The sequence below is a fragment of the Variovorax sp. GW531-E2 genome, from assembly GCF_059423125.1.
Window position 1 is genome coordinate 1 of record NZ_JBWKXQ010000052.1, and the last position, 17,294, is coordinate 17,294.

Below are 17,294 nucleotides of genomic sequence, written 5' to 3' on the forward strand. Positions count from 1 at the left end.
CACCCGGCCCCTCCCCCGAGGCGCTCGAGCGCCTGCTGGCCGCCGGCCGCGACGGCGCCCTGCTGCGCATGAGCCTGGCGCTGGCGCACCAGCGGCGCGACGACGCGCCCACGGCGCTGATGCATGTCGAGAAGGCGCTGACCTTCGACCCCGAGTTCACCGCCGCGTGGCGGCTGCAGGGCCTGCTCGCGCTGGCGCTCGGCGACGCCGCGAAGGCCGAAGCCTCGTTCGCACAGGCGCTGGAGGTGGCGCAGCGGCGCGGGGAGCTTCAGCTGGTGAAGGAGCTCACCGTGCGGCTGCGGCGCCTGCGCACGCGGAAGCCGCCCGCCGACTGAACGGCCTCAGGCCGCCGCCGTCATCGCCAGCGGATTGAGCCCCGGCTCGCCGACGCGCGTGAGCGTGTTGCGGTCGGTGTGATGGAAGGGCTCGGCCTGGCCCAGGATCTGCATCACGGTGTCCTGGTCGTACGACCAGGTGCCGTCGGCGTTGATCTTCACCGTGATGTTCCACGCCACCGTGGTGAAGGCACGCTCCAGGAACGGGTTCGACACGATGCCGTTCACCAGGCTGCCGTGCTCGGCGCTGAGCGTGAACTCGGTGTCGCCGGGCTTCACGTGGCCGCTGGCCATGGCCACCTGTCCGCGCGGAATGGCCAGCGTGAGGAACACGGTGCTGGTGGCCGGCTCCCACAGCCAGTAGCCGACCTGGTCGTGGTACATCTTGGTGAGGCCGGGCTTGTGGATGTAGGTGTGATAGCGCAGGCCGTACAGCAGCTGCGGGCCATTGGTCTGCGCGTCGATGGGCTGCAGCTCGTAGTGCTCGACGTAGACCTGCGTCTTCGGGCCCTCTTTCTTCGGCTTGACGTCGACGCCCTTCATGCCCTCCCAGATGCCGGCCAGCGGCCGCAGCGGGCCCAGGTTGGCGAGCGTGTCAGGGTCGGCGGGGGGTTCGGTGTAGATGTCTTCGGGAGTGGTCATGGTGTCGATCGTGGGAGGGAAAACAGGACGAGGATGCTTCGATTCGGATTCTGCTTGAGTGCGGCGGCGGGTCGTGGTCAGAGCGTGTCCCAGACCTGCACGAGCCCGACGAGGTGCACCACGCCGTACACGAAGCACACGAGCGAGCTCCACACCCAGAAAGCGCTGAGGCGGCGCCGGTCGAACAGCCACATCGCGACGGCGACAAGGCCGCGCAGCAGGTACACGGCGGTGATGGCAGGCAGCACCAGCGCCTGCAGCGGCAGCGGCTGCAGCACGCCGGCGCCTGCCAGCGCGTAGGCGGCCCACACGCCCAGCATGCCGGCGATGACCAGCGTGACGGCCACGGGGTACAGGTGGCCCGCCTCGGCGCTCGCGGCCATGCGCTCGCCCGCGCCGAAGAAGCGGTACCAGGCCGGGCCGCCGAAGATGACGCAGATGTGCAAGAGCGCGGCGATGGCGCTCAGCACGGCACCGGCGATCAGAAAGAGGTTGGGGGTCACGCAGGCTTTCTCATGAGATCAGAGCAGCAGGTCGCGCGCGCGGACGGCCTCGCGCACCGGGCCGAACGCGCCGAAGCGCACGGGCAGGCCGCTGAGGGCTTCCACGCGCCGCACCCACTCGGGTGGGGCGGCGACGGGTTGCGGGTCGTACAAAGGTTGGGCGACTTCCAGCAGGCGGGTGAGCGCGTGCTGGTGGTCCAGGTCGGTCGCATCGCCGAGCGGCAGCGATGACAGCGTGTGCCCGTCGGCGCTGCGGTAGCCTGTGCACCAGCGCAGGTCCGCGTGCGCGAGCGCATCGAGGTGGCTGGCGAGCAGGCCGTCGAGCGACCCGGCAACGGCGAGCGCGTAGCGCAGCAGCACGGCGTCGGGATGGCCGCGGCGGAATGCGCCCTGCCAGCCGTCGTCCGCGTTGTGCGGCTCGGCCAACCGCGCATCGAGCGCGTGGTCGTGCGTGGGCAGCGGGCCGGCGCCGTGCCGCGTAAGGTGGCTGCGCAGCACGCCCAGGTGCTGCACGGGTGCGGCAATGCCCACGTCGCGCAGCACCGCCTCGACGGCAGCGGTGGAGACGGTGCTCCAGGTCGTGTGCGGATGAAAGCCACGCCACTCGTCGAGCAGCACGCCCTGCGCGCCTTCGAACAGCACCGTGCCGGCGCGCGCGAGCCGTTCGCCGATGGCGTCGGCGCTCGCGGGCGGCGACTGGCGCAGGCAGGGCTGCACGGCGTCGAGCCAGCGTTGTGCGAGCGAGGCGTCGGCGAGCACGGACAGCTCTTGCGCGGCCTCGGCCGACGAAGGCACCGCGTTCGCGAACTCGCGGTGCAGCGCGAGGCGCAAGGCCTCAAGTTTGTCGAGCGTGCGCGTGGGGTGCGCAAGGTCGCCGTAGCGCAGTGTCGTTTCAGGTACAGCGAGCGCCTGGCGCACGGTCTCGCCCACGCCGACGCCGCAGCTGCCGTGCGCAGCAGTGCCGCGTGCCCATTCGCGCAGGCGGCCAGCAGCCTGGTGGAACGGCGTGGTCACGCGGCAGCGCGCATCGACGAACAGGCGCGCGAAGGCGTCGGGTACGCCCGCGCGCTGAAGCACCTCGGCCTCGACGCGCAACGCCGTCGGGTGCACCACCACCGGGCTGGCGAGCACGGTCGCGACGCCGGCATGGAAGCTGCCCGCGCCGAACTGCGAGAAGGTGTGGTGGCGGCCGTCGGCCAGCACCACGTTGTGGCCGGCCTGCGCGCCGCCGTTGAAGCGCACCACGGTGTGCGCGCCCCAGGCGCCACACAGGAAATCGGTGAAGCGGCCCTTGCCGCAGTCGCCGAAACCGAGGCCGAGCAGCGAGACGTAGCGCGTCGAAGTCAACGGCAGGCCGTCAGCCGAAGAGCCGCTTCCACCACGAGCTGCGCGCCCCGTGACCGGCGGCCGGCGTGGCGCGGCGCGGTGCGGTCGGGTCGAGCAGCGCGGCGTAGCCGTCGAGCGCGTGCAGCACGCCGCCCACGCGTTCCTTGGCCATGCCGGTGGAGCTCATCACGCCGGCCAGCGCGTCGAGGCTGGGCACGGCCTTCTCGGTGAGCGCGACGATGCCGGCCGCCACCGCGCAGGCGTCGTCGGGCGAGTCCATGCAGATCACGTGATCGCCGAGCAGTTCGCGCCAGCGCGGCTCGCAGCGGCGGCGGCGTTGTGCGTCGGGGATCAGGAAGAACAGGTGCGTGGTCTCGGCCGCGGCGGCGATGACTTCCTCGATGGGAATGTCCTCGTCGAGCTTCTCGCCGATGAGCCCTTCGACCTGGTGGCGCGACACGGCCGGGTACGGCAGCTCGTCGCCCGTGACGAACAGGTAGCCGCGCTTCTTGCGTTTCACCCAGCAGTCCATGTCGGTGTGCTGCGCCATGACGTAGAAGGCCAGCTCGTAGCTTTCTTCGCCGCTGCCCCCACCGCCGCCTTCGAGGTAGCTCCAGGTGAGCCACTGGTCCATGAGGTTGGCGGTCGATTCGAACTGGCCCACCTGCAGCGGTGCCTGGTCGGAGGTGGCGTCGCCGATGGCCATGAACAGCAACTGGGGGTCGGCCACGCCGCAGTCGGTCAAGAGCTTCATGAAGGTGGGCAGCTCGCGCCGCGCCAGGGTCTGCGGGATGTCGCCCATCGAGCCGGTGACGTCGAGCGCGAACACGATGCCCAGCGAGTTCGGATGGTCGGCGTTGTCGCGCGACTCGCGCACCTTGAGCCCCTGCGGATTCATGAGCGCGTGCGTGGCGGTCTGCGTGAAGACCTCGCTGCCGGACTTGGCGGCGCGGTCGGCCACGATGGCCGCGTGGGCGGCGTGCGAGTAGTTTCCGTAACCCATGGACGTGCTCCTTCGTGAGGAAAAAGTGAAAGGCTGGCGGCTAGCCGGCCGGCGCGGGGTCGAAGTGAACGAAGCGCGGCGGCCCGAAGGCCTCGCGCGAGGCGACCGACAGCGCCTGCTCGATGCCCTGCGCGCCCAGGCGCTCGCAGGCGACGGCGTCGTCGCTGCACTCGCGCAGCAAGGCGGCCAGCGGCGCGGAAGTGGCGCTGTCGGACAGCAGCGCGCGCACGCTGCGCGCCGACGCCATCAGGTCGCGCCCGATGGCGCCGCCCGACACGTCCTGCCTGGCCTGCGACCAGCCGATGAGCAGCACGCCGTGGTCGCGCGGATGCACGAGCGCATGCGCGGGCGCGAGCGCGCGGTGCGTCCAGCCGGCGCCGTGCACGAAGGCCAGCACCTCGAGCATGCGCCGCCACAGCCAGACGGCATGGCGGGCATCGATGCCTTGCGGATTGGCCTGCTGCACTTCCTGCAGGCTGCCCCAGAAACCGGTCGGGTGGCGCAGCACGAGCGCCTGCCGTTCGCCGTCGCCCAGGCCTTGCGTCACGCCCAGGCCCAGCGGCTGCGGCAGCCGCCGCGTGAAGTAGGCCGCGCCGGGCACCGACAGGGCTTGCAGCGCCTGCAGCACGACGGCCTCGCGCGCCAGCACGGCGTTGCCGGCCTCCTCGCGCGCGAGCTTGATCGTCACGCGCTCGGGCACGGCGCCGAGCCGTTCGGCCAGCAGCACCTCGCTGTATTCGCCCTGGCCCAGCGGCGCGAGCACGCGGTAGTGCGCGCCGCGCCATTGCAGGAGGCGACCGGTGTCCGCGAGCTGCGCCGCGTTGGCACGGCGCCAGGCGGCGCGAAAGCTCTCGCGCTCGACGGTCTCGGTGCCGCGCGTGATGGTGGCGCCGCAGTAGCCGCAATTGACGGTGCGCCAGCGCGCCGCGCGCGGCAGCGGGGCCGAGCATTGGGGGCAACTCAGTGCAAGCAGCGACAGCATGGCCGCGCCCTCCTCTTCAGTCTTCTTGCGGCGCGGCTGGGTCCGGCGACGCCAGCACGCGGTCGATGCGGCGCCCTTCGAGCGCCACGACCTCGAAGCACCAGCCCGCGCAGTCGATGTGCTCGCCCACGGCGGGCAGGTGGCCCGACACGGACATGAGCAGGCCGGCCACGGTGTTGTAGCGGCCGCGCTCTTCATCGGGCAGCTCGCGGATGCCCAGGCGCGCGCGCAGTTCCGACACGGGCATGAGGCCGTCGAGCTCCCACATGCCGTCGGCGCGCTGGTGGGCCCAGGCGTCGGCCTGCATGCCGGGCTGCAGCTCGCCGGTGATGGCCTCGAGCAGGTCGCGCGGGGTCATGAGGCCCTGCACCACGCCGTACTCGTCGACCACGAACACCAGCCGGCCGGCGCGCGTGCGGAACTGCTCGAGCAGCTCCATGCCGGTGAGCGTCTCGGGCACGAACACGGCGGGCGTGGCCTCCTGGCCGAGCACGCCCTTGTGGGTGGAGCCCAGGCGCAGCAGGTGCGCCACGCTGATCACGCCGACCACGTCGTCCAGCGAGTTGCGGCACACGGGGTACCACGAGTGCACGAGGTTGAGCGCCGCGGCGTCCGCCACCTTCTGCAGCGCCTGCGCCACGGTGTTGGAGGCGTCGAGCCATTCGATGTCGGCGCGCGGGATCATGAGCGACGACAGGCGGCGGTCGTCCAGGTGGAACACGTTGCGCACCATCTGGTGCTCGTGCTGCTCGATCACGCCGGCGTCCACGCCTTCTTCGAGGCTGGCCGAGATTTCTTCTTCAGTGACCGAGCGCGCGGCGTTGGCGTCGATGCGCAGCAGCTTCAGCGTGGTGGCGGTGGCGCCGGCCAGCAGCCACACGAAGGGCTTGGCCGCCTTGGCCAGCCCGCGCATGGGACGCGACACGAAGCGCGCCACCGGCTCGGGGTACAGCTGGCCGATGCGCTTGGGCACCAGCTCGCCGAAGATGATGGTGAAGAAGGTGATGCAGGTCACCACCACCGCGGTCGACACGATGCTGGAGGTGCCGGCGCCCATGCCCAGGCCTTCCATCCACACGGCGAGCGGCGCCGCGAAGGCGGCCTCGCCCACGATGCCGCTGAGCATGCCGATGGAGGTGATGCCGATCTGCACGGTCGAGAGGAATTGCGTGGGCGATTCCATCAACTTCAGCGCAGCCTCCGCCCCGGTGTCCCCCGTTTCGGCCAAGGCCGCGAGGCGTGCGCGGCGGCTGGTGGAAAGGGCCATTTCGGACATTGCGAACACCGCATTGAGGGTGGTCAGCAAGGCCAGCAGGAAGACATCCATGAACGGGGGGAGAGAATGAGGGAATGTCACTTTACTGTATCGGCGACGTCCAGGGCTGCGATGTCCCCCTGGGCCGGCTGCTCGACAAGATCGATTTCTCTCCCAGCCGCGACACGCTCGTAGTGCTCGGCGACCTGGTCAACCGGGGCCCCGATTCGGCCGCGGTGCTGCGCCGCCTGCAGGGCTACGGCGCCTCGGCGCGTAGCCTGCTGGGTAACCACGACCTGCACCTGCTGGGCGTGGCGCACGGCGTGCGCAAAGGCGGCCGCAAGGACACGGTGGCCGGCCTGCTGGGCGCGCCCGACAGCGAGGCGATGCTCGACTGGCTGCGCCAGCAGCACATGGCGCTGCACCTGCAGGTCGGCGGCGGCGACCTGCTGATGGTGCATGCCGGCGTGCTGCCGCAGTGGACGGTGGGCGACACGCTGGCGCTGGCGTCGGAGGTCGAGTCGGTGCTTCGCGGCCCCGCGCTGGGCGACTTCCTGCACGAGATGTACGGCAACACGCCCGACCACTGGGACGACGCGCTCGCGGGCCACGCGCGGCTGCGCGTGATCGTGAACGCGCTCACGCGCCTGCGCTACTGCACACCCGAAGGCGTGATGGAGTTCGAGAGCAAGGACGGCGCCATTCCCGGCCCCGAGGGCTTCCTGCCGTGGTTCGACGTGCCGGGCCGCAAGACGGCCGCGGCCACCGTCGCCTTCGGCCACTGGTCGACGTTGGGCTGGCTTTCGCGGCCCGACCTGCTCTCGACCGACACCGGCTGCGTGTGGGGCGGCTGCCTCAGTGCGGTGCGCTTCGGCGCAACGCTGGACCAGCGCGAACTGATCCAGGTGAACTGCGAGCAGGCGCAGAAGCCCGGCAAGGGAGCCTGACGACTGCTGGCCCTGGCGGACTCAGAACCCGTGCGTCATCAGCGCGTAGACCGTCTGCACGCCGGTCACGTAGTTGCCCATGCGCAGGTTCTCGTTCGCCGCGTGCTGGTTGTTGTCGGCGTTCACCAGCGGAATGATCGCAAAGGGCACCTGCAGCACGCGCACGATTTCCGCCGTCGGCACGGTGCCGCCCATCATGCGGATGCGCACCGGCTCGGGCGTGGTGCCGAAGGTGTCGGTCAGCGCCTTGTAGGCCCACTGGCCGATGGGTGAATTGATCGGCGAGCCCGCCGCGTCGGCGCCCTCGCTGCGGTAGCTGAAGCTGGCGAGCTTGTCGTAGCGGGCGCGCTCCTCGTCGGTCGGCGCGCCCTTCACCAAGTGGTAGCCCTGCTTGACGATGTGCGCCTCGATGAGCTTGCCCAGGTAGGGCGCGTCGGAGTCGGGCGTGGTGCGCAGGTCCATCTCGGCCTCGGCCTTGTCGGGCACGATGTTCGCCACCTTGTCGCCCACGGCCGCCGAGGCCATGCCGCGCACGTTCAGCGAGGGGTACTGCATCGCCTCCTGGTAGTTGGTGCCGACCCTGTCGGTGCGGGCGATGCCCAGGCGGCGCTTGAGCGCGGCCTCGTCGTCGGGCACGGCGGCCATGATCTTGCGTTCGGCCTCGCCGATCTTCACGCGGTCGTAGTAGCCGGGCACGGTCACGCGCCCGGTGTCGTCCTTCATCGTGGCCAGCAGGCTGGCCAGGCGCTGCGCCGGGTTGGGCGCGTAGTTGCCGTAGTGCCCGCTGTGCAGCGGCACCTTGGCGCCGTACACGGTGAGCCGCGCATCGGCCGCGCCGCGGTTGCCGAACACCAGCGTGGGCCGGTTGGTCGCGTGCATGGGGCCGTCGTGGATCACGATGGCGTCGCTGCGCAGCAGCTCGCGGTGCGCCTGCATGACCTGGCTGATCGACGGCGAGCCTTTTTCTTCCTCGCTGTCGAGGATCACCTTCACGTTGACCGCTGGCTGGCCGCCGCCGGCCTTCAGCGCGTCGATGGCCGCCAGCAGCATCATGATCGGGCCCTTGTCGTCGGCCGAGGCCCGGCCGAACACGCGCCACTCGGGGTCCAGCGGGCCGCTGAAGAGCGGGGCCGCATCGATCTCTTCCCACTCGCCCTTGTCCGTCTTGCGCTTGAGCACGGGCGTCCACGGGCTCTTTTGCGCCCACTGCGCGGGGATCACCGGCTGGCCGTCGAGGTGCATGTAGAACAGCACCGTCTTGCGCGCCGGATCGCTGCCCGGGAACTCGGCGAAGAGCATCGGCTTGCCGCTGTTGGGCAGCTGCTTCGTCGTGAAGCCGCGCTTGCGGAAGGCCTGCTCCAGCCAGTCGACGTTCTTGCGGATGTCTTCCGGCACGGTGGCGTCGTTGGGCAGGGCCAGCAGCTCGAAGTACTCGCGGTAGGTGCCCTGCGCATGGCGCTCTGCCTGGGCCGGCGAGAGTTCGGCCGACTGCGCGAGGCCGTGGCCCAGCAGCAGGACGGCCGTGGGGAGCAGCGCCATCAGGCGGCGGGTGGCACGAGGGAAGCGAGGGGAAGGAGTGGGCATGGGTGACGGCGCAGAAGGGAGCAGGACGGGGAACCGGGAATCTGCGCAGCATAAAAAGCGGGCACCTTTTCAACAATTGCTATTTTCTTGAGCTACCTTTGCATTCCTTGCAAACCTCACACTCCCCCATGCCCAGCCGCCGCCTGCAGGAAACCTCGCTGCGCTACTTCCTCGAAGTGGCCCGCACGGGCTCGCTCACCGAGGCGGCCGCGCGGCTGAACGTCAGCATCTCGGCCATCAGCCGCCAGGTGGCCGCGCTCGAAACGCTGGTGGGCGCGCCGCTGTTCGAGCGCCGCCCACGCGGCATGGTGCCCAGCGCCGCGGGCGAGCTGCTGGCGGCGCACGCGCTGCGCGGCGCGCTGGAGGCCGAGCGCGTGCTGTCGGACATCCAGGCGCTGCAGGGGCCGCTGAGCGGTCGGGTGCGCATCGCCTGTTCCTCGGGCTTTGCCAACGAGTTCCTGCCGCGCACCATCGCGGCGTTCCGCGAACAGTACCCGGGCGTGCGCTTCCGGCTCGATGCCACCGGGCCGACGCAGGTGAGCGACGCCGTGCTGCTCGGCGAGGCGGACATCGGCCTGACCTACAGCCGCGCGGCGGTGCGCGGCATCCGGGTCGAGCACCGCCAGCCGGCGTCGGTGTTCGCGATCATGCGGCCTGACCATGCGCTGGCGAAGTCGCGCAGCGTGACGCTGGCGCAGATGCATCCCTTTCCCATCGCGCTGGGCAGCCCCGAGAACACGGTGCGCCAGCTGTTCGACGTCGGCTGCAGCAACCGCGGCCTCGTGTTCGAGCCCGTGCTGGTGAGCAACCGTTTCGAGGCGCTCGCCAACTTCGTGCTGCAGGGCGGCGGGCTGGCCATCACGGGCGAGATCACGGTGCGCGACCGCGTGCAGCGCGGCGAGCTGGTGGCGGCCGAGATCCGCGAGCCCGGCATGCGCGGGCGCTCGGTCGAGCTGCAGACGCTGGCCGATCGCACGCTGCCCGAGGTGGTGCGCACCTTCCTGGACTACCTGCGCGAGCAGTTGCCGCCGGCCGGTGGCACGCCCAGGGCACGCACGCGCAAGGCCGCCTGAGCTCAGCCGCGCGCGGGCCCGGCCCCCGGGAAGCTGATCACCCGGCGCTGCGTCGCGCCCGAGGGGCGCAGCAGCCCGCGCCGCGTGGCCTCGTGCACGGCCTGCGTGCGCGAATGGACCGACAGCTTGCGGTAGATGCTCTTGATCTGGCTGGCGACCGTGCTGTCGGAGCGGTGCAGCGCCTCGGCCACGCGCCGGTTGCTCCAGCCCTGGGCCACGAGCTCCAGCACCTTGAGTTCGCGCGGCGAGAGCAGGCCCTCGTCGCCGGCCTCTTCGTGCGTCCGGTCGAGCCCGTGCGCCGCCAGGGCCGCCTCCTCGATGTCGCACAGGATCTGCCGCGCCGTGCGCGCGGCCGCCCACACATCACCGCGCTCGACCGCCGTCATCAGTTGGGCCAGTTCCAGCTGGTTGGCCTGGGCAAAGAGCCGCGCCGCGGCGTTCGCGGCCACGGCGGGGCTCAAGGGCGGTGCGTCGTCCAGTTCCGAAATGGCACGCAGCTCGGCGCTTCCTTTGGACATGTCAATGCTCGCTCGGTCAATCAACGCTAGGGGAAAAAGTAAACCCGGCGTCCCTCTGCCACGAAATGCAATGCAAGGACGCCTCTCGCGAGCCTGAGGTCGCTTTGTAAACAGCCTTGACCTTCCGTCTCAGTTCTTGGGAGAATTTCGCAAAATCTGTGATTTTTTAACGCTTAGTTAGTACTATTTGGCGGGCATGGACCCTCCAGCCCCTTGGCGCCGCTCCGACCTCGCCCTATGACGCACAGCGCCGCCACGGCCCCCGAACGCCCCCTCTGTCCCCCGGGCGTGGCGCACAGCCATTTCGACGTGCACGCAGAGCCGCCCGACCGGCAGTTCCTGGCCTGGCGCGCACGCGTCGGCCATGTGATGGACGCTCTGCCCTCGCGCGACGCGCTCGAGCGCCCCTTCCACGCCGCGATCGACCGCTACGACGTGGGCGGCCTGGTCTTCACCGAATGCCGCTCCGACACGCTGGTGCTGGAGCGCTCGCTGGCCCGCGTGTCGACCGACAGCGTGCGCGACTTCGTGTTCCATGTGTTCGAGGAAGGCGGCGTCGACGACCTGCGGGTGCGGGCCACGCCGGGTGCACGCCGCAAGGGCGAACCGCCGCCCGCCCCCGCCGGCACGCCCACCATCCTCGCGCTGGACATGAACCAGCCGGTGCGCATGCGGCGCGACGACTGCCGCGTCCACACCTTCTTCGTGCCCGGCGCGCTGGTGCAGGAGAGCTTCCCCGACCCCGAGGCCCTGCACGGGCGCACGCTGGCCTGCACCACGCCGCTGGCGCGGCTGGCGGCCGGGCATGCGATCTCGCTGGCGCGCCACATCGGCGGCATGACGCCGGCGGCGGCCCAGAGTGCGGTGCGCACGGGCGCGCAGCTGGTGGTGTCGGCCTTCGGCAAGCAGGCCGGCTTCGACGGCAACGCGCGCGCGGCGGCACGCGCCGCCATGTTCGACCGGGTGCGCCGCCATGTGCAGACGCACCTGCACCGCGCCGACCTCACGCCCGAGAGTGTGCTGACCGCGCTGCAGCTGCCGCGCCCCACGCTGTACCGCATGTTCCAGCACGAAGGCGGGCTGGGCAGCTACATCCGCAGCCTGCGGCTGCGCCAGGCGGCGAGCGACCTGGCGCGCTACCCGCATGTGATGGTGACCGACATCGCCTACGGCGCGGGCTTTCGCAGCGCCTCGGACTTCAGCCGCGCCTTTCGCCGCGCCTACGGCATCGCGCCGCAGGACTTCCGCGTGCAGGCGCTCGAACGGCGGTTCTAGGCCGCCGTGCCGAAGCCCGTGTCGAACGTGCCCTTCACGTCGAGCGGCTGCTTGATGAGCCCCACCTGCCGGTAGAAATCGGCCGTGCCCTGCTGGTCGGCGATGACCTGTGCATCGATGGCCACCCACTGCTGCTGGCGGCGCTCGAACTGCAGCTTCGCCGCCTCGGGCGGAATGCCGATGATGCGTGCCAGCGTGGCCGAGAACGCATCGACGTTGCGGTACGACCAGCGCTGCGCCTTCACCACGCGCTGCAGAAAGTCCTGCAGCACCGGCCGCTTGGCGGCAATGGCGGCGTCGGTCGCGGCGAGGTAGCTCAGCCCCGGCAGCAGGCCGCGCCCGCTGACCAGCACGCGCGCATGGCGGCTGATTTCGGCCAGCGCGGTGTACGGCTCCCAGGTGGCCCAGGCATCGACCGAGCCTTGCGTGAGCGCGAGCTTGGCATCGGCCGGTGCGAGGAAGCGGATGTTCACGTCCTCGGGCTTCAAGCCGGCCGCGGTGATCGCCTTGAGCGTGACGTAGTGGCCGATGGAACCGCGGTTGGTGGCGACGCTCTTGCCCTTGAGCTCGGCGGCGCTCTTGAGCGGCGAGTCGGGCCGCACCAGCACCGCCGTGCCATACGCGTCCGAGCGGTTCGCGCCGATGGCCTTGACGCGCGTGCCGGCCGCGAGCGCGAAGATCAGCGGCGCATCGCCGATCGGGCCTGAATCGACCGCACCCGCGTTGAGCGCCTCGGCCAGCGGCGCGGCGGCCGGGAACTCCGACCACTGGATGTCGTAGCCCAGGCCCTCGAGCCCGCCCGCCGCTTCGAGCAGCGCGCGCAGCCCGCCCTTCTGGTCGCCGGCCTTGAGCACCGGTCGGCCCTGCGCACGCACGAAGGCGGGCAAGGTGGCGGTCGTGGCAGCGGCAAGGCCGCCGGCAAGCAGCTGGCGGCGCGATCGGTCGAGGTGTGAGGTCATGGGTTCGTTCTCCGTGGAAGCAGTGAAAAGGAAATCAGTGGATGAAGCCGCCCTTGACGAAGCGCACCGGCTCGGCGTCCATGCGCGCGATGAGCGCGCCCAGGCCATCGGGTGGCAGCACGGCGCCTTTCGCCGAGGCGGCCGGCGGGCTGTCGCTGCGGCACAGCAGGTCGTCGTCGGACCAGCCGGCCTGCCCCGGCTGGCCGCGCACGCGCAGCCAGCCGTCGCGGTCGGCGATGAGCTGCATGCCCGCAAGCTGCTCGGTGCCCGTGATGAGCGCCAGCGCCTCCCACGCGGCCGGTGAATCGGCCACGCAATCGGCGGTAACGCCCGCCGCCTTCGCCCCGGGCGGCAGCAACTGCACCGTCACCAGGCGCGGGTCTTCGCTGGGCGCGACGGCGCCGGCCACGACGCGCACGCGCTGCCCGCGCCAGTGCGCGAGCGACCGGGGCGCCAGCGCGCCGCAGCGCACCGCCATGTCGGGCAGGCCGACCGGCTGCGGCCAGTGGCCCAGCGCACGCAGGCTCTGGCCCGCGCCCTGCGCCTTCATGTAGTCGATGAGCGCCCAGGCATCGGCCGCGTCGAGCGGGCCGTCGAAGCCGGGCATGGTGGCGGTGCCGTGAAGCACGCGCCAGAGCAGGTCGCCATCGGCGCGGCGCCACAGCAGCGGGCCCGTGAGGTTCGGCGGCCACACGGCGAGCGAGGCGGCCAGCGGCCCTTCGCCCTTGCCGTCGGTGCCGTGGCAACTCACGCAGTGCTGCGCGTAGAGCACGCGGCCCTGCGCGATGGACGCGGCTGTGAAGCCAGTCGGCGACGCCTGGAAACTCGCCGGCGTCGCAGGCACGAGCACGACGTTCGCATGGGGCCAGGGCGCGGCGATCAGCAGCATCGGCACCAGCGCGAGCAGGTACCAGCGCGGGCGCCGCCAGAGCAACGCGATCAACAGCAGCAGCAAAGCAACGCCGACGCACGCCAGCGTCCACGCGAGGCTGCGCGCCTGCCCCAGGTCGATCAGCAGGTTCTCGCCCGACAGCCGGTGCGCCCACGGCCACGCCGGCTGGCCGTGCACCTGGCGCACGATGCCGAGCGCGTCGAGCACGCGCAGCAACTGCAACTGGGCGCCCTGGAGCAGGCCGATCAGCAGGTTGAGCCAATCGGCCTCGGGCTTGCTGTTCATGTCACCAGGTGGCGTCGAGCCCCAAGTGGCGCAGCGCCTCGTGACGAAGTTCGGCAAGACGCGCATGGCCCCGATGCCGCGGGTACGGCAGGTCGACCACGAGCTCCGCCGCGATGCGCGCCGGCCGGTCGCTCAGCACGATCACGCGGTTGGCGAGGAACAGCGCCTCTTCCACGTCGTGCGTCACCAGCAGCGCCGAGAAGCCCGCGCGCTGCCACAGGTTGACCAGCTCGCTCTGCATCGCGATGCGCGTGAGCGAGTCGAGCTTGCCCAGCGGCTCGTCGAGCACCAGCAGTTGCGGGTCGTTGACCAGCGCGCGCGCCAGCGCCACGCGCTGCGCCATGCCGCCCGAGAGCTGGTGCGGAAAGGCTTTCGCGAAGTCGGTGAGGCCGACGAGCTTCAGCGCTTCGTCGACGCGCCCGCGCTGCGCCTTGAGCACGCCGCGCGCCTGCAGGCCGAGCGCCACGTTGTCCCACACGCTGCGCCAGGGGTAGAGCGTCGGGTCCTGGAAGACGACGATGCGCGACGGGTCGGGCCGCGTGATGGGTGCGCCGTCTTGCGTGATGCGACCGGCGGTGGCGGGCTCCAGCCCGGCCACGAGGCGCAGCAGCGTCGACTTGCCGCAACCGCTCGGCCCGAGCAGCGCGACGAACTCGCCGGGCTTCACCGTGAGGTCGATGTCGTCGAGCACCTGCAGCGGACCCGCCGGCACATCGAACCAGTGGCTCACACCATGGATGTCGATCTGCGCGCCAGCCTGGCGCACACCCGCTTCGGCTTGCGCGGTGGCTACCATTTGACGGTCCCCTTCTGCCACGACAGCACGCGGTCGCGCACCTTGAACAGCAGCGTGATCAGGCCCGAGCACAGCAGCGCCATGACGATCAGCGCGGCGTACATGTTCGAGTACGAAGCCCAGCCCTGCGCCCACGACAGGTAGAAGCCGAGCCCGGCCTTCACGCCCATCATCTCGGCCGTCACCAGCACCGAGAACGCAGCACCCAGCCCCATGAACAGGCCCACGAACACCTGCGGCAGCGCGGCGGGAATCGCCACGCGAAGCACCAGGAAGCGCTCGCTCGCGCCCATGGTGCGCGCCACGTCGTAGTAGTTGCGGTTGACGCCCGCCACGCCCGACCACGTCAGCACCGCCACCGGAAAGCCCGTGGCCAGCGCGATGAGGAACACGGCCGCCGCGTAGCTCGACGGAAAGAAGAAGAACGCCAGCGGCAGCAGCGCCGAGGCCGGCACCGGCCCCACGAAGCGCAGCACCGGATGCACCCAGTAGCCCGCGATGCGCGACCAGCCGATGGTCACGCCCGTGAGAAAGCCCGCGAGTGCGCCCAGCACGAAGCCGTGGGCGAGCAGCCGCGCCGAATGGGCCAGGCTTTCGCCGAGGCGGCGCCAGTCGTCGATGTAGGTCTCGATGAGGCTCTGCGGCGGCGCGAAGAACGGCGTGGGCAGCAGCGCGAGCTTGGCCGTCGCGATCTCCCAGATCGCGAACAGGACCGGCAGCGCCACCAGCCACGGCCCGGCCGGGCGCAGCGTGCGCGCCACGCGGCCCGCGCGCGTGCCGAGCAGCGCCACGAGCAGCAGCACCGCACCGATGGCAATCGCCGCAATGCCGAATTCGTCGGTGTAGGCCCAGTCGCTGAAGCCCACGGCCTTGTTGGGCCAGTAGACGGTGAGCAGGCCCAGCGCGATCCAGCCCGCGCTCGCGAGCGCGCCGGTGCGCCAGAAGCCTTCGGCGGGACGTGCGAACACGGCGGCCGGCGCGGCCTTCTCGATGCCAGGGCGACGCCAACTGCCCGGCGCCGTCGGCGGTGCTTCCAGCACCCGATCGATGACGGCGCTCATGCCAGCGGATCGAAGGACACGTGCTCCGCGAAGCGCACCGGGTCGGTGGTCTTCTTGAGCACGCCGACGCCGCGGAAGTCGCGCGCGTAAAACTCCACCTCGTCGCGCAGCTTGCGGCCCAGCGGATGGTGGTTGTGCGTGAGCGTGCCCAGCAGCGCGCGCAGGTCTTCGACCGGCACCTTGGGCGAGTACTTGGCGAAGAGCTTGGCCGACTCGTTCGGGTTCTCGGCCACGTAGTCGGAGGCCTGCGCGATGGCGCGCACCAGCGAGGCGACGGTGGCCTTGTCCTTGCGCACCAGCTCGCCGCGCGCGCCGACGATGCAGCAGACCTTGTCCTTGTACTCGCCCGAGAGGTTGCTCGCGAGCTCGACGAAGGTGCCCTGGTTGCGCTTCTCGATCAGGTACACGTTCGGGTCGCCGTCGGCAATGGCGTGGATCTCGCCCTTCTTCACCGCGATGTCGAGCAGGTCGGCCGGGTACTGGCGCCAGGTCACGTCGCGGTCGGCGTCGATGCCGTTCTTGGCCAGCAGGATCGAGAAGAAGTTCTTGCCCGGGCTCGCGATGTCCGACACGCCGATGATCTTGCCCTTGAGGCTGGCCAGGCTGGTGGCGCCCGCGTCCTTGGCGCCCACGAGGCGCACGCAGCCGCCGTGCGAGCTGCCGACGATCTTGACGTCGAAGCCCGATTCGAGCGGCTTGAGCCAGCGGTGGATCATGCCCACGGCCGCGTCGGCCTTGGCGGTGGCGAGCGATTCGAGCAGCTGGTCGGTCGAGCCCGTGTAGTTGATGAGGTCCACCTGCAGGCCGTTGCGCTCGAAGTAGCCGCGCTCCTGCGCCACCACCACGGGCGAGAGGCAGAACGCGGCGGCGTTCCAGGCGAAGGTGAGCTTGCGCGCCTGCTGCGAGAAGGCCTGCGAGGCAATGAGGCCGCCCGAGGCGACCACGGCGGCGGCAGCGCCGGTGCGCAGCACACTGCGGCGGGAAAGGGATGCGTTCATCGGGGAAAGGCTCCAGGGGTTCGTCGTCGTCGTCAAAGCAGGAGTTCGGGTTCGGCCTCGACCAGCCCTTCGTACAGGCTGTCGAAGGAATGGATCGCGCCTTCGGGCCCGCCGATCTGGCCGTGCGTGTGGCGCGCGGTGGCCTCGTCGATCGGCTGCGGCGTGCCCGCCGCCTCGGCCAGCAATTGCGTGTGGCAGGCGTTGTCCAGCGCGATGTACCACCACGCGGCGGCCTCCACGGTAGGGCCGGCCGTCAGGATGCCGTGGTTCTTGAGGATCGCGCCCTTCTTGTCGCCCAGCGCGCGGGCGATGCGATCGCCCTCGCTGGTGTCGACCACCATGCCGGTGAAGTCGTCGAACAGCGCCACGTCGTCGTGGAACACGCAGGCGTCCTGCGTGAGCGTGTCGAGCTTGCGGCCCAGCGTGGACCAGGCCTTGCCGTAGGTCGAGTGCGTGTGGGCAGCGGCCACGATGTTCGGGTTGTGCTCGTGGATCGCGGCGTGGATCGCGAAGGCGGCCTTGTTGAGCGGCCGGTCGCCGACGACGGTCTCGCCTTTCGAATTGACCAGCAGCAGGTCGGACACCTTGATCCGCGAGAAGTGCACGCCCAGCGGGTTGACCCAGAAGTGGTCGGTCAGCTCGGGGTCGCGCGCCGTGATGTGGCCGGCCAGGCCCTGCGCAAAGCCGAAGCGCGCGAACAGGCGGAAGGCGCCCGCCAGGCGCTCCTGCCGGTGGCGGCGCTCGGCCTGCACGGTGGGGCGCGGCGGAATGGGGTCGAACCAGTGCTTCTGCTGCGGGTTCGCGTGCAGCTTCAGCGGCTGGGCCGCGTGGCGGTCGATCGACAGGACGGCGCTCATGGC

The 17,294-nt window shown here is 70.9% G+C and carries 18 protein-coding genes; 4 read left to right on the forward strand and 14 right to left on the reverse strand.

The genetic code is table 11. The features are described from left to right. The coding region (locus AC07XP_RS24100; RefSeq protein WP_495266089.1) for a hypothetical protein at positions 1-335 on the forward strand (335 nt) is incomplete at its 5' end. Positions 336-341: 6 nt separating this feature from the next. Here the strand turns inward: AC07XP_RS24100 and AC07XP_RS24105 are convergent. The 6 genes from AC07XP_RS24105 to AC07XP_RS24130 all read right to left on the reverse strand — a co-directional run bounded on the left by AC07XP_RS24105 (position 342) and on the right by AC07XP_RS24130 (position 6,118). Continuing rightward, positions 342-977, reverse strand: coding sequence for an FABP family protein (locus AC07XP_RS24105; protein ID WP_492729127.1), 636 nt, complete (start codon positions 975-977; stop codon positions 342-344). A 77-nt stretch (positions 978-1,054) separates the two neighbouring features. Beyond that, positions 1,055-1,480, reverse strand: coding sequence for a hypothetical protein (locus AC07XP_RS24110; protein ID WP_095946794.1), 426 nt, complete (start codon positions 1,478-1,480; stop codon positions 1,055-1,057). Positions 1,481-1,498: 18 nt separating this feature from the next. Next, on the reverse strand, positions 1,499-2,827 hold the full coding sequence (locus AC07XP_RS24115; RefSeq protein WP_495266090.1) for an adenylosuccinate synthetase: 1,329 nt from the start codon (positions 2,825-2,827) through the stop codon (positions 1,499-1,501). A 10-nt stretch (positions 2,828-2,837) separates the two neighbouring features. Beyond that, positions 2,838-3,809, reverse strand: coding sequence for a VWA domain-containing protein (locus AC07XP_RS24120; RefSeq protein ID WP_492729122.1), 972 nt, complete (start codon positions 3,807-3,809; stop codon positions 2,838-2,840). 40 nt (positions 3,810-3,849) lie between these two features. Further along, the gene (locus AC07XP_RS24125; RefSeq protein WP_495266091.1) at positions 3,850-4,791 is read right to left on the reverse strand and encodes a protein kinase family protein; all 942 of its coding nucleotides are present in this window, start codon (positions 4,789-4,791) and stop codon (positions 3,850-3,852) included. A gap of 16 nt (positions 4,792-4,807) precedes the next feature. Beyond that, positions 4,808-6,118 carry a hemolysin family protein gene (locus AC07XP_RS24130; RefSeq protein WP_139701947.1) on the reverse strand — a complete coding sequence of 437 codons (1,311 nt, stop codon included), beginning with the start codon at positions 6,116-6,118 and terminating at the stop codon, positions 4,808-4,810. Between the two features lie 23 nt (positions 6,119-6,141). Here AC07XP_RS24130 and AC07XP_RS24135 point away from each other — a divergent pair, with 23 nt between their 5' ends. After that, on the forward strand, positions 6,142-6,993 hold the full coding sequence (locus AC07XP_RS24135) for a symmetrical bis(5'-nucleosyl)-tetraphosphatase (protein WP_495266092.1): 852 nt from the start codon (positions 6,142-6,144) through the stop codon (positions 6,991-6,993). Between the two features lie 21 nt (positions 6,994-7,014). Here AC07XP_RS24135 and AC07XP_RS24140 read toward each other — a convergent pair whose 3' ends face one another. Further along, positions 7,015-8,577: a M20/M25/M40 family metallo-hydrolase gene (locus tag AC07XP_RS24140; protein ID WP_495266093.1), complete on the reverse strand. Its 1,563-nt coding sequence runs from the start codon at positions 8,575-8,577 to the stop codon at positions 7,015-7,017. Between the two features lie 128 nt (positions 8,578-8,705). On the opposite strand from AC07XP_RS24140, the gene AC07XP_RS24145 reads away from it, so the two are divergent. After that, entirely contained in the window at positions 8,706-9,650 is a 945-nt protein-coding gene (locus AC07XP_RS24145) for a LysR family transcriptional regulator (RefSeq protein ID WP_495266094.1), read from the forward strand. 2 nt (positions 9,651-9,652) lie between these two features. Here AC07XP_RS24145 and AC07XP_RS24150 read toward each other — a convergent pair whose 3' ends face one another. Further along, complete coding sequence (locus AC07XP_RS24150; protein ID WP_495266095.1) at positions 9,653-10,168, reverse strand: response regulator transcription factor; 516 nt, start codon at positions 10,166-10,168, stop codon at positions 9,653-9,655. A 237-nt stretch (positions 10,169-10,405) separates the two neighbouring features. Between AC07XP_RS24150 and AC07XP_RS24155 the strand changes: the two genes are divergently transcribed. After that, complete coding sequence (locus tag AC07XP_RS24155) at positions 10,406-11,443, forward strand: AraC family transcriptional regulator (RefSeq protein WP_495266096.1); 1,038 nt, start codon at positions 10,406-10,408, stop codon at positions 11,441-11,443. Here the strand turns inward: AC07XP_RS24155 and AC07XP_RS24160 are convergent. Genes AC07XP_RS24160 through AC07XP_RS24185 form a run of 6 tightly spaced genes read right to left on the reverse strand, consistent with a single transcriptional unit; the run spans position 11,440 to position 17,291 of the window. Beyond that, on the reverse strand, positions 11,440-12,402 hold the full coding sequence (locus AC07XP_RS24160; protein ID WP_495266097.1) for an ABC transporter substrate-binding protein: 963 nt from the start codon (positions 12,400-12,402) through the stop codon (positions 11,440-11,442). The genes AC07XP_RS24155 and AC07XP_RS24160 overlap by 4 nt on opposite strands. 34 nt (positions 12,403-12,436) lie before the next feature. After that, positions 12,437-13,579, reverse strand: coding sequence for a c-type cytochrome (locus AC07XP_RS24165; protein WP_495266098.1), 1,143 nt, complete (start codon positions 13,577-13,579; stop codon positions 12,437-12,439). A gap of 1 nt (position 13,580) precedes the next feature. Further along, on the reverse strand, positions 13,581-14,375 hold the full coding sequence (locus tag AC07XP_RS24170) for an ABC transporter ATP-binding protein (protein ID WP_495266099.1): 795 nt from the start codon (positions 14,373-14,375) through the stop codon (positions 13,581-13,583). After that, a complete protein-coding gene (locus AC07XP_RS24175; RefSeq protein ID WP_495266100.1) occupies positions 14,369-15,436 on the reverse strand; it encodes an ABC transporter permease in 1,068 nt (355 codons plus the stop codon). The genes AC07XP_RS24170 and AC07XP_RS24175 overlap by 7 nt, the downstream gene beginning before the upstream one ends. Next, complete coding sequence (locus AC07XP_RS24180) at positions 15,433-16,434, reverse strand: ABC transporter substrate-binding protein (RefSeq protein ID WP_062482528.1); 1,002 nt, start codon at positions 16,432-16,434, stop codon at positions 15,433-15,435. Before AC07XP_RS24180 ends, AC07XP_RS24175 begins: the two co-directional genes overlap by 4 nt. Before the next feature lie 32 nt (positions 16,435-16,466). Further along, on the reverse strand, positions 16,467-17,291 hold the full coding sequence (locus AC07XP_RS24185) for a class II aldolase/adducin family protein (RefSeq protein WP_062482531.1): 825 nt from the start codon (positions 17,289-17,291) through the stop codon (positions 16,467-16,469). Positions 17,292-17,294: the final 3 nt, after the last annotated feature.

What these genes read in the sequence shown, in the direction of transcription:
- AC07XP_RS24150 (WP_495266095.1), bottom strand. Translation starts at nt 10,168, where the DNA reads ATGTCCAAAGGAAGCGCCGAGCTGCGTGCCATTTCGGAACTGGACGAC.
- AC07XP_RS24140 (WP_495266093.1), bottom strand. Translation starts at nt 8,577, where the DNA reads ATGCCCACTCCTTCCCCTCGCTTCCCTCGTGCCACCCGCCGCCTGATG.
- AC07XP_RS24145 (WP_495266094.1), top strand. Translation starts at nt 8,706, where the DNA reads ATGCCCAGCCGCCGCCTGCAGGAAACCTCGCTGCGCTACTTCCTCGAA.
- AC07XP_RS24105 (WP_492729127.1), bottom strand. Translation starts at nt 977, where the DNA reads ATGACCACTCCCGAAGACATCTACACCGAACCCCCCGCCGACCCTGAC.
- AC07XP_RS24165 (WP_495266098.1), bottom strand. Translation starts at nt 13,579, where the DNA reads ATGAACAGCAAGCCCGAGGCCGATTGGCTCAACCTGCTGATCGGCCTG.
- AC07XP_RS24185 (WP_062482531.1), bottom strand. Translation starts at nt 17,291, where the DNA reads ATGAGCGCCGTCCTGTCGATCGACCGCCACGCGGCCCAGCCGCTGAAG.
- AC07XP_RS24170 (WP_495266099.1), bottom strand. Translation starts at nt 14,375, where the DNA reads ATGGTAGCCACCGCGCAAGCCGAAGCGGGTGTGCGCCAGGCTGGCGCG.
- AC07XP_RS24180 (WP_062482528.1), bottom strand. Translation starts at nt 16,434, where the DNA reads ATGAACGCATCCCTTTCCCGCCGCAGTGTGCTGCGCACCGGCGCTGCC.
- AC07XP_RS24175 (WP_495266100.1), bottom strand. Translation starts at nt 15,436, where the DNA reads ATGAGCGCCGTCATCGATCGGGTGCTGGAAGCACCGCCGACGGCGCCG.
- AC07XP_RS24125 (WP_495266091.1), bottom strand. Translation starts at nt 4,791, where the DNA reads ATGCTGTCGCTGCTTGCACTGAGTTGCCCCCAATGCTCGGCCCCGCTG.
- AC07XP_RS24135 (WP_495266092.1), top strand. Translation starts at nt 6,142, where the DNA reads ATGTCACTTTACTGTATCGGCGACGTCCAGGGCTGCGATGTCCCCCTG.
- AC07XP_RS24130 (WP_139701947.1), bottom strand. Translation starts at nt 6,118, where the DNA reads ATGGATGTCTTCCTGCTGGCCTTGCTGACCACCCTCAATGCGGTGTTC.
- AC07XP_RS24160 (WP_495266097.1), bottom strand. Translation starts at nt 12,402, where the DNA reads ATGACCTCACACCTCGACCGATCGCGCCGCCAGCTGCTTGCCGGCGGC.
- AC07XP_RS24155 (WP_495266096.1), top strand. Translation starts at nt 10,406, where the DNA reads ATGACGCACAGCGCCGCCACGGCCCCCGAACGCCCCCTCTGTCCCCCG.
- AC07XP_RS24120 (WP_492729122.1), bottom strand. Translation starts at nt 3,809, where the DNA reads ATGGGTTACGGAAACTACTCGCACGCCGCCCACGCGGCCATCGTGGCC.